Annotated in this window: 9 protein-coding genes; 4 read left to right on the top strand and 5 right to left on the bottom strand. The window is 34.0% G+C overall.

Going from position 1 to position 10,794, the window contains the following annotated elements; translation table 11 throughout:
• Positions 1–303, bottom strand: a 303-nt coding sequence (locus tag AB8B65_RS14110; RefSeq protein ID WP_405301780.1) for a DUF2911 domain-containing protein, incomplete at its 3' end; no start/stop codon positions are given.
• A gap of 602 nt (positions 304–905) precedes the next feature.
• On the opposite strand from AB8B65_RS14110, the gene asnB reads away from it, so the two are divergent.
• Both asnB and AB8B65_RS14100 read left to right on the top strand, forming a co-directional pair.
• Positions 906–2,591, top strand: coding sequence for an asparagine synthase B (gene asnB / locus AB8B65_RS14105; RefSeq protein WP_405301778.1), 1,686 nt, complete (start codon positions 906–908; stop codon positions 2,589–2,591).
• A 90-nt stretch (positions 2,592–2,681) separates the two neighbouring features.
• Positions 2,682–3,719, top strand: a complete 1,038-nt coding sequence (locus tag AB8B65_RS14100; RefSeq protein WP_405301777.1) for a dipeptide epimerase — start codon at positions 2,682–2,684, stop codon at positions 3,717–3,719.
• Here the strand turns inward: AB8B65_RS14100 and AB8B65_RS14095 are convergent.
• From AB8B65_RS14095 to AB8B65_RS14085, 3 genes are all read right to left on the bottom strand, one after another.
• Complete coding sequence (locus AB8B65_RS14095; protein WP_405301776.1) at positions 3,694–4,830, bottom strand: DUF4419 domain-containing protein; 1,137 nt, start codon at positions 4,828–4,830, stop codon at positions 3,694–3,696. The genes AB8B65_RS14100 and AB8B65_RS14095 overlap by 26 nt on opposite strands.
• A 53-nt stretch (positions 4,831–4,883) precedes the next feature.
• Positions 4,884–5,945, bottom strand: coding sequence for a tetratricopeptide repeat protein (locus tag AB8B65_RS14090; RefSeq protein WP_405301775.1), 1,062 nt, complete (start codon positions 5,943–5,945; stop codon positions 4,884–4,886).
• A 134-nt stretch (positions 5,946–6,079) separates the two neighbouring features.
• Complete coding sequence (locus AB8B65_RS14085; RefSeq protein ID WP_405301774.1) at positions 6,080–7,093, bottom strand: T9SS type A sorting domain-containing protein; 1,014 nt, start codon at positions 7,091–7,093, stop codon at positions 6,080–6,082.
• A 372-nt stretch (positions 7,094–7,465) separates the two neighbouring features.
• Between AB8B65_RS14085 and gyrB the strand changes: the two genes are divergently transcribed.
• Positions 7,466–9,403 (top strand): DNA topoisomerase (ATP-hydrolyzing) subunit B, encoded by a 1,938-nt coding sequence (gene gyrB, locus AB8B65_RS14080; protein ID WP_405301773.1) that lies wholly within the window; start codon positions 7,466–7,468, stop codon positions 9,401–9,403.
• A 75-nt stretch (positions 9,404–9,478) separates the two neighbouring features.
• Here gyrB and AB8B65_RS14075 read toward each other — a convergent pair whose 3' ends face one another.
• Positions 9,479–10,213: a T9SS type A sorting domain-containing protein gene (locus AB8B65_RS14075; RefSeq protein WP_405301772.1), complete on the bottom strand. Its 735-nt coding sequence runs from the start codon at positions 10,211–10,213 to the stop codon at positions 9,479–9,481.
• A gap of 186 nt (positions 10,214–10,399) precedes the next feature.
• Between AB8B65_RS14075 and AB8B65_RS14070 the strand changes: the two genes are divergently transcribed.
• On the top strand, positions 10,400–10,794 hold a 395-nt coding region (locus AB8B65_RS14070), incomplete at its 3' end, for a DUF6588 family protein (protein WP_405301770.1).

The raw sequence follows: 10,794 nt of genomic DNA, 5'->3' as shown, positions 1-10,794 counted from the left end.
CGTTCCTGCTTTAATTTCTTGGTCTCCTAATTTTACATCTTGAAAAAAAGTAACTTCTGTAGCTTCATTTGCTCCTGTACGCCATATTTTACCATACGGAACTAAGTTTCCAAAAATACTACGCCCTTTTTTTTGTGGTCGCCCATAAACGACTTTCACAACTGGTGGCGCATTTCGCTTCGCTTTATAATAACTTATATCATGCGGGCTTTTGTCAACATCACTAAATTTTTGAGCTGCAACATCAATACTAAATAATAAAGTAATGATTAAAAATCCTGTAGCAAAAAAATGCTTTCTCATAGTGCTTATTTTTCGATATAAATTTACTAAAACTTCTTCTTAGCATTATGTTAAACTTTCGTTTCAGATGTTAAAGTTCTGTGTAATACAAACCATTTACATGTAAATAAGTACGGGAAAGCATATTTCTTTCCTTTTGCAAAGTGTTAAAATTAGGAGAGAACCATTTAATAGTTAAAAATTAAAACATGAAAAAGAGAAAGACACGTGGGCTACTACAGTTAAAAAGAACAATTATTGTCAATTTGAATGTACAATCTATATTAGGCTGATTAGCCAATCGTACAGGTGAATCTTGTGTTGACGTATGCGAAACGCGTGACAACGGCAAGTGTTCTTATAATGAAGCTTAATAAAACAGTGTACACAAAATTTATAATTCTTCTATAAAAATCAAAAACCTACAATAAAGTGTAATGCTTTCCACTTGCTTCTAGCTTAATTTTACAAATAGAAAGTTTAGCGCTACTTTTTTAATTAAAAAGCGTCAATAAATAATAAAATAATCATTTTAAGTTTTAATATGTAATCATAAATATGTTATAAGTTTTAAAATTGAAAGTTTAAACTAATATTTGTAGTATAATTGTAAAGAGAAAATTATGTGTGGAATTGTATGTGCTTTCGAGCTAAAAGAAAAATCAGAAGAGTTACGACCTCAACTCTTAGAAATGTCAAAGAAAATCCGTCACCGCGGACCAGATTGGAGTGGAATTTATAGTTCTAAAAATGCAATCTTATCGCATGAGCGATTGGCAATTGTAGATCCAGCTTCTGGAAAACAACCTTTGTTCAGTGAAGACAAACAGCTCATCTTAGCTGCAAACGGAGAAATATATAATCATAGAGAATTGCGCAAACAGTTTGAAGGTTCGTATAACTTTCAAACACAATCTGATTGTGAAGTCATTCTAGCCTTATACAAAGAAAAAGGAAGTACGTTTTTAGATGAATTGAACGGAATTTTCGGATTTGCTTTGTATGACGAACAACAAGATTCATACTTAGTCGCAAGAGATCACATGGGAATTATTCCTTTATATATAGGATGGGACAAAAACGGAACATTCTATGTGGCATCTGAATTAAAAGCATTAGAAAGTGTTTGTAGTAAAATTGAAGTATTTCCTCCAGGATACTATTTAGATAGTAAAGAAGGTGAAATGCGACAATGGTACAAGCGCGATTGGATGGATTATGAAGCTGTAAAAGACAATGAAACAAACATCGATAAATTAGGCGAAGCTTTAGAAGCTGCCATTCACAGACAATTAATGTCAGATGTGCCGTATGGTGTATTACTTTCTGGCGGATTGGATTCTTCTATTACTTCTGCTGTAGCGAAAAAATATGCGCAAAAACGAGTAGAATCTGATGACGAAAGTGAAGCTTGGTGGCCACAATTGCACTCGTTCTCTATCGGATTAGAAGGTTCTCCAGATTTAGCTGCTGCTCAAAAAGTAGCCGATCATATCGGAACGGTACATCACGAAGTAAAATTTACCATTCAAGAAGGCTTGGATGCTATTAAAGATGTTATCTATCACTTAGAAACCTATGATATCACGACAGTTCGTGCGTCAACTCCGATGTATTTGTTAGCAAGAGTGATCAAATCAATGGGAATCAAAATGGTATTATCTGGTGAAGGAGCAGACGAAATTTTCGGAGGATATTTATACTTTCACAAAGCGCCAAGCGCAGAAGAATTACACAAAGAAACCGTTCGTAAACTAGAAAAATTATACCAATACGATTGCTTACGTGCCAACAAATCGTTAGCAGCTTGGGGAATAGAAGGGCGTGTACCTTTCTTAGATAAAGAATTTATGGATGTTGCTATGAGCATCAATCCAAAAGACAAAATGATCAACGGCGAACGCATGGAAAAGTGGGTATTGCGTAAAGCATTTGAAAAATACTTACCAGAAAGCGTAGCGTGGAGACAAAAAGAACAATTTAGTGATGGAGTTGGATACAGCTGGATTGATACCTTAAAAGAATTAGTAGAAAGCGAAGTATCTGACGAGCAAATGGAAAATGCAAAATTCCGTTTTCCAGTACAAACACCAAGAGCAAAAGAAGAATATTACTATCGTACCATTTTTGAAAGTCACTTCCCATCGGAAACAGCTTCATTAACGGTTCCTTCGGTTCCTTCGGTAGCGTGTAGTTCGGTAACTGCTTTAGAATGGGATGAATCTTTCAAAAACATGAACGATCCATCGGGTAGAGCCGTAGCAAATGTACATGACGAAGCATATTCAAGCAAGGAAGAAGTTTCGTAAATAAGCACACACATTTTCTCAATTATAGTTTCAAAAGTGTCATACATGAATTTGTATGGCACTTTTAATTGTAAAACGTATCTTTAAAACATGCAACTATACATAACTATACAAAACTTTGAATTACCACTTAAAAATCCGTTTACGATTTCTAGGTATACAGTTACGGTACAAAAAACCGTAGTTGTTTCTATTTCAGACGGAGAATATACAGGTTATGGCGAAGCTACGGTAAATCCTTATTATAAAAGTTCTATAGAAAGTTTGAAAGCTTCTATTGAAAGTGTGAAAGTAATTCTTGAAAATATACAGGAAAACACGCATCCAACAAAACTTTGGGAACAACTAGCACCAAAACTCCGAAACAATTATTTTGCATTGTGCGCGATTGATTGTGCGTATTGGGATTTGTATGCGAGACAACAACAAAAACCATTGAGACGTTTTTGGAGTGAAAACGATTTGAAACTACCCAAAACAAATTATACCATCGGAATTGATTCGATAGCAATCATGCAATCAAAAATTCAAGAAACACCTTGGCCAATCTATAAAATAAAATTAGGTACAAAAAACGATGTGGAAATTATACAAAAACTTCGCGAAGTCACAGATTCCGTTTTTAGAGTTGATGCCAATTGCGCTTGGACACCTGAAGAAACACTCAAAAATGCTGAAATTCTAAAAACATTAAATGTCGAATTTATAGAACAGCCATTAAAAGCCGACAATTGGAAAGGTATGGAAATTCTTAAAAAAGAAAGTGTATTGCCAATCATTGCAGACGAAAGTTGTCAAACACTAGCAGACGTTTCAAAATGTGCAACCGTTTTTCACGGAATTAATATAAAGTTGATGAAATGTGGCGGCATTACGCCAGCGTTGCAAATGATACAAATCGCGAAAGCTAAAAAATTAAAAATCATGGCAGGTTGCATGACCGAATCTTCCATAGGAATTTCAAACCTCACACAAATTTCACCTTTACTGGATTATATGGATGCAGATGGCGCTTTATTATTAGAAAACGATATCGCAACAGGCGTTACTTTTGATGATGGAAACATCGTTTACACACGTAAAAATGGTTCAGGAGCAAGTATTATTTTCGATTCAAAATCCAATTAATTGTTGCAGTTAGCGCATGATTTTCTGGATTTTCTTGAACACCGATAAAACCAGAAAGAAATTCTAATTGTACATCATTTCCTAAATAATCCCAAACGACTGGCACAGATGAAAAACTACTTGGAAAATCTTTTAGTGTTGCTTTAAAAGTAGTTTCTTTTTTTAAACATGGATTTTTAATTAAGACAACTCCAACCTTTATTTCATTTCCTTCATCGAGCACGCTTATTTCCTTTAAAATATCAGCTTCAGTAACACCGTTTTCAAAACTAATTTTACCATCATACTTATAACTATTGGTTTCTAAATACGGGAAAAATTGTGTCATCCAACCAGTGACAAAAGGGCCGCCAGATTCATTATCGTGTTTGTAAATAGATGTCCAGAAATCTTGATCATGCTTTCCTTGAAGCGCATCAATAAATTGCTGAATATGTGGTTCTATGCAATCAATCCACCAATCAAGATCATAAGATCGAAGTTGTTGTACAGCATCTAGAATTTTGGTGTAATCTGCTACAGTTCCAGTAATATGTATTTCGGGAATACCACATAATGAAATCACCATATATTTGAAATAATCGGACATACTATCCATAAAAGCAAGTTCAAAAGCAATAGCTTCTTTTATGCCAGTTGTCGAAAAATTTTGTACGATTGTTTCATGTAAATCAGCGTTGATTTTTTTGGAAATTTGCGCTGTAAACTCAGGAATTACCTCTTCCCAGGAATTTTTCTTTCCTAAAACAAAATCGTCTCTCCGCACAGTAATGGTTTCTTTTTCATTGCTTTTTGTGAAAAGATGACGAAACCTATCGGAATGTAATTTGATATGCTGTGAAAAACCTTGACAGATCAATAACCAAATCGTATCTGGTGAAATACAAACAGGTTTATGATTAAAAAATGCTGTTTCAAGCATTAACATAAACTGATGAGAATTGTAATTATCATCGTATGTCAAAAGGTATTTATCAGTATTTAAGACGGAACTAGCTTCAGGTGTTCCAAAACTATTTTTAGAAATCAAATCATTTCCAGTAATGGTTTCATATAATTCTTTGGAAATTTCAACGTTTGCAGCTTTAATTTTGGCGATAGGAGTCTTCATGCAAGTTGTGATATGTTATAATTGATGGTTTTAAAAAATCAAAAATAATAGTTTTAATTAACAAATATATTTTCCTGCGTTATGTTCAAATAATTTTCTTTTTTAGTGTACCAATCTATAAACCTATCTAATGTACCTTTGTTTGAAGCTGCCCATTCGTTAAAAGCTTCGCTGTCGCCCACTTGTAAAATATAACGTGTGTAGGTTTCCAGCAAACCAGCATCGGCTAATTTTTTGTGATAATCAAACAAAACATTCGAGTATTCTTTGTGGTCTTCTTCAAAAAATCGTTCAATAAAACCAGCGCGCATTTTTGCGATGGTTTCTGGGTTTACTTCTTTCATGCCAAAAAGGCCTAAGACAAAATGTTTTCCAAAAACTCCGCAAAGAGGTAATTTGAAATCGTTGCCATCTGCTAAATCTTCTGCGTCAATAACAATTTCACAAAAATCCATGGACGATTCTTCTCCAAGTGTAATAGCTTCTTTGTAGGTTTCATAAATGAGCTTACTCACTTTACGCGTTCTTTCTGAAGAACGTTCCAGATTCATAAAAATTTCAGCATAAATAAGTCCAGATAATTTATCTTTTGTGGTCAAATACAATAAGGTTAATCTGTAATAATTAGAGGCAAACATTGGATCAGCTTCAATGCCTCTTCTATAGTTTTTTGCGGCTTCGTTATACTTTTCTTGAAACCAAAAAATATTTCCTTTCTCTAAATGTAAATTTCCAGCATTCGGAAACTTTTTCATGCCTTCCTCGTATGTTTTAATGGCTTTTTTAGGCTTTCCAGCGTAGCTATACGAGTTTCCCAACATTTGAAATACTTGACTATTAATGTTGTCGTATTTTAATGTTTTCTTTAAGATTTTAATCGCCTTTTTGTATTCTTTCTTTTTTACGTGTGCAAATGCAATTTCGTATGGATACAGGTAATTTTTAGGATCTAATTTTTCGCATTCTTCCAAAATGGCAATGCTTTCGTCGATGTTTCCATTATCCATCAATTCAATAGCTTTCCCAACTTTAGCACGTGCTTTTTCTGCATTGGTTTGTGCAGTAACAATAAGACAAGCTAAAAATAGGATAGTGGTAAGGAGTAATTTTTTCATAATCTAAATACAGTTTTAATGTGCTAAAGCTACTATTTTTAGATTAAAAACCTACTTGAATAGGGTTTGAAAACAAAAAACGCTTAGTGTTTTGTGTAAACTCTAAGCGTTTTATAATCTATATGAAATATCAATTATTGTTTGATAAACTTCTTTGTCGTGATAGCGCCTGCTTCCGTTTCAAGCGTTACAAAATACATTCCTTGTTGTAAGTTGGCTACAGAAATACGTTCCGTTTGTGTAGTTGATGTAAATACATTTCTTCCTTGAACATCTACAATAGAAACCGTTTTAATTGCTTGATTCTCTTTTGAATCAATCGTTATAAAGTCGCTTGCAGGATTTGGATATAACTGAAACTGAGAGGTATCAACTGTATTTCTTGAAAGTGTTAAACTTGTATTACGTTCAAGCGTTTCTGTAGTTTGATCAATTCCTAAAAAAGCAGAAACAAGATGCGCATCTGTATATCTAAAAGCAATATTATCTGCATTATTATCATAATAATAATACGTAGTTTGTGTCAATGTTCCAATATTATTAAAAATAGGCGGAATGCTAAAACTCAATGTTTGATCAATGCGTAAACGCGTTACAGGTGCCACATAATCATTTGCAATTGGGTCTGTCATTGTTAAGGTTCCGTGGGCATCAACAGTAGCTGTAAATGTTCCTGTAAACGTTCCGTTTGTTCCCATAAATGAAAATGTTCCAGCAGCTGTCCCAGAATTATTTGCGCCAAAATTAAGCGGAAACAATCCGATAAAAGCATTTGTAGTACTGTAATTTAAAACAATATCACCTTGTGTAGCTCCTGTAATATAATTTCCAGAGCCATCTTCTTTCAAAAAGAAATCACTAGACACAGGCGTTCCTCCTTGTGTAGTAATCGTTTGTACTTCGGTAGTTCCAGGGTACGTAGTTAATTGTGCTGCAGTTGGAGCGGCATAGGTGTCAATATTAGTTCCTGCAGGAGTTAAATTGTTAAATGTCCAAAAAACATTTGCTCCTGTCGGTGATTGATCCAATGCAGTAGGAGTAGTTACAATTGTAAAATTGGTTCCTGGGTCACTATTATAAGATGAAATAGTTTGTGAAAATCCTGCAATGCTAAAAAATAATGCAAGTAAAAGTAGTTTTGTTTTCATTGATAAGTATTTAGTAGTAATAGTTTTAAGTGTTGCAAAATTACTAAAATAGTGTTATTAAAAGCTTGTTTCAAACGGAAAAAGTCGTTTTATTGTATTTTCTACAAAAAATTAAAAGTATTTAAGTCGTTTCTAAGCGGTTTTTTAAAATTCCAATCAGACGCATAGAAAAAAAGACCTTTAAAATGTTTTTAAGCCTGTTTTAAGCCTTTCTAAGCAATTTTAGATAAAAGTGATAAATGTTAATAACTATTTAAAAAGCGGCTTAAAAGTATGTAAAAATGAATTTTTGAAATATTATATTTGTTTTTTAACAATAGAAAAATCAAAACACTTACACTGTTTTAAAAATATAAATTAAGGAGAATATTTATGAGCGAAGAAAATAAAAATCAATATTCCGCTTCCAGTATACAAGCATTAGAAGGAATGGAGCACGTACGTATGCGTCCTTCCATGTATATTGGAGATGTTGGAACTAGAGGTTTACACCACTTGGTATATGAAGTAGTCGACAACTCTATTGATGAAGCATTGGCAGGTCATTGTGACACCATTAGTGTGGTTATCAATGAAGACAACTCCATCACTACAGAAGATAATGGTCGTGGTATTCCTATCGGAATTCACGAAAAAGAAGGTGTTTCAGCACTAGAAGTTGTAATGACAAAAATTGGTGCCGGTGGAAAATTTGATAAAGACTCTTACAAAGTTTCTGGAGGATTGCACGGAGTTGGTGTAAGTTGTGTAAATGCATTATCTGATCACTTACGTGCGACCGTTTTCAGAGACGGAAAAGTTTGGGAACAAGAATACGAGCGTGGAAAACCATTATATCCTGTAAAAGCGATTGGTGACTCTGATAAAAGAGGTACAGCCGTAACGTTTAAGCCTGATGCTTCTATCTTTACACAAACCTTAGAATACAATTATGATACGTTAGCAAGTCGTTTACGTGAATTGTCATACCTAAACAAAGGAATTACAATCACGCTTACCGATATGCGTAACAAAGATGAAAAAGGAGAATATGTTGGAGAAACTTTTCATTCTACAGAAGGATTAAAAGAATTTATCAAATACTTAGATGGTAACCGTGAGCAAATTATTGCGGATGTTATTGCTTTTGAAGGTGAGAAAAACGGAATTCCTGTTGAAGTAGCAATGACATACAACACTTCATATTCTGAAAACTTACATTCGTATGTAAATAACATTAATACGCATGAAGGTGGAACGCACTTATCAGGATTTAGAAGAGGATTAACGCATACGCTTAAAAAATATGCGGAAGGATCTGGAATGTTAGACAAATTAAAGTTTGATGTTTCTGGTGATGATTTCCGTGAAGGATTAACCGCAATTATATCGGTAAAAGTTCAAGAACAACAATTTGAAGGACAAACCAAAACAAAACTAGGAAACCGTGAAGTATCTGCCTCTGTAAGTCAAGCAGTATCAGAAATGCTTACCGATTACTTAGAAGAACATCCAGATGATGCTAAAACCATTGTTCAAAAAGTTGTACTAGCTGCACAAGCACGTCATGCTGCACAAAAGGCACGTGAAATGGTGCAGCGTAAAACTGTGATGAGTATTGGAGGATTGCCAGGGAAACTAAGTGATTGCTCTGAGCAAGATCCTGCAAAATGTGAAGTATTCCTTGTCGAGGGAGATTCGGCGGGCGGAACGGCTAAACAAGGTCGTGATCGTATGTTTCAAGCTATTTTGCCATTACGTGGTAAAATCTTGAATGTAGAAAAAGCAATGCAACACAAAGTTTTTGAAAACGAAGAAATCAAAAATATCTTTACAGCATTAGGTGTAACTATCGGAACTGAGGAAGATAGTAAAGCATTAAACCTTTCAAAATTAAGATACCATAAAGTTGTGATTATGTGTGATGCCGATGTCGATGGATCGCATATTGCAACCTTAATCTTAACATTCTTCTTCCGTTACATGAAAGAACTCATTGAAAACGGACACATTTACATTGCTGCACCACCACTATACTTAGTGAAAAAAGGAGCAAAACGTAGGTATGCTTGGAACGATGAAGAACGTGATGTAATTGTAGAAGAATTTGGTCAAGGAGCAGGAATCCAACGATACAAAGGTCTTGGGGAAATGAACGCTGAGCAATTATGGGATACAACTATGAATCCAGATTTTAGAACATTACGAAAAGTCGTTATTGACAATGGAGGAGAAGCAGATCGTGTTTTCTCAATGCTAATGGGAGACGAAGTTCCGCCACGTAGAGAGTTTATTGAAAAGAATGCTGTGTATGCAAATATTGATGCATAACAACAATAATTTATAAAACTAAAAATGCCTCTTTTATGAGGCATTTTTTATGCGTTAAACTGTGTAGTAACACGATTATTCTTTAACAAATCGGGAAACTATTCTATCTCCATCTTTATAAGTCGTTTTCATAAAATAAATTCCAGACTTTAAAAATGATAAATCTAAGTTGTTTTCTTGATGTGAAATCTTCGTTTCAAAAATACTTGAGCCAACGACTGAAAGTATATTTATTTTCTCGACCGATAATCCTTTAAAATTAAAATATAATTCCTTTTTCACAGGATTTGGATACATCACAATATTTTTCTGGTCAAATTTCTTTATGGATAAAATATAATTTCCGTGGACGGCAATGTTTCCTTCTGGAGTAGTGATTGTTAACTTCTTCCTGCCATTACCTTCGTCAATAATTTCATAATCCAATGTTCTTAAAGGATTGAAGTTTCCTGAGATAATTGTAGACAAATATTGACTTTCAAGAAGGTAATTTGGAAAGCAATCTCCTAGGGTTACACTTGGTTGCTGAATTGTAAACGAAGTTGGAGTAATGACAAGTGGTGCTTCTAAATCAAAAGCAGCATTAATGCCAGCTACATCAGCGCTAAAATTATAATTGCTCGAATCAGTTCCTAAAAATCGGATTCCTGAAATGTACATAGGTAATGGTGCTTGAGGAACGTCAATTGTAGTTCCGTCAATAACCATATAATGTAAAATCCACTTGTTTTCACTGTTTAGTAATTCTTGTTGTGCAAATGCAATACAAAAGAAAAAGAGGGCAAAAATAGAGAGTGTAATTTTTTTCATAGCGTAAAGTATTTACATAAATGTACAAAAATAACTATAGAATTAACATGTTGGTTATGTGCTTATTAGTATTTGTTTCACCATTGTTTTTTTAGATGCAAAAATAAAAAGGGGCTATTTCCTGTATATACTCCTGCGCTTTTTTATTATTTTTAGCTTAATAAAATTAACCGACAACAAACAATTATGAAAAAATTAAGTATTCTACTGGTAATGCTGTGTGCAACGGCAGTGCAATCTCAAGAATTAGAAAGTCTTCTATTAGCTGGCGATGACGCAAGTAAATTAACTGAAAACTATATGAATCCACTAATGAAAGGATTGTTGTATAGTATGAATGGCGGCTGGTATACAACCGCAAAAACACATAAAAAATTTGGGTTTGACATTACAATTTCGGCAAGCGCAAGTTTTGTGCCTGATGCTAATCAAAATTTCACGTTCAATCCATCTGATTATGAATTCTTAGTTACTGCCAATGGAGAAACATCATTGCCTACAGTTATGAGTGAAAATAGCACGGAAACTACCATTGATGTTAGGATTCCGATAGACGGAACAAATACTTTTAAAGTAGGAAG

This window comes from Kordia sp. (genome assembly GCF_045105435.1).
In the GTDB taxonomy this organism is placed as follows: Bacteria; Bacteroidota; Bacteroidia; order Flavobacteriales; family Flavobacteriaceae; genus Kordia.
This window is presented reverse-complemented; position numbering and strand designations above follow the sequence as displayed.

Coding starts and splice junctions, on each gene's coding strand:
- gyrB (WP_405301773.1), top strand. CDS start 7,466: ATGAGCGAAGAAAATAAAAATCAATATTCCGCTTCCAGTATACAAGCA.
- AB8B65_RS14075 (WP_405301772.1), bottom strand. CDS start 10,213: ATGAAAAAAATTACACTCTCTATTTTTGCCCTCTTTTTCTTTTGTATT.
- AB8B65_RS14095 (WP_405301776.1), bottom strand. CDS start 4,830: ATGAAGACTCCTATCGCCAAAATTAAAGCTGCAAACGTTGAAATTTCC.
- AB8B65_RS14100 (WP_405301777.1), top strand. CDS start 2,682: ATGCAACTATACATAACTATACAAAACTTTGAATTACCACTTAAAAAT.
- AB8B65_RS14085 (WP_405301774.1), bottom strand. CDS start 7,093: ATGAAAACAAAACTACTTTTACTTGCATTATTTTTTAGCATTGCAGGA.
- asnB (WP_405301778.1), top strand. CDS start 906: ATGTGTGGAATTGTATGTGCTTTCGAGCTAAAAGAAAAATCAGAAGAG.
- AB8B65_RS14090 (WP_405301775.1), bottom strand. CDS start 5,945: ATGAAAAAATTACTCCTTACCACTATCCTATTTTTAGCTTGTCTTATT.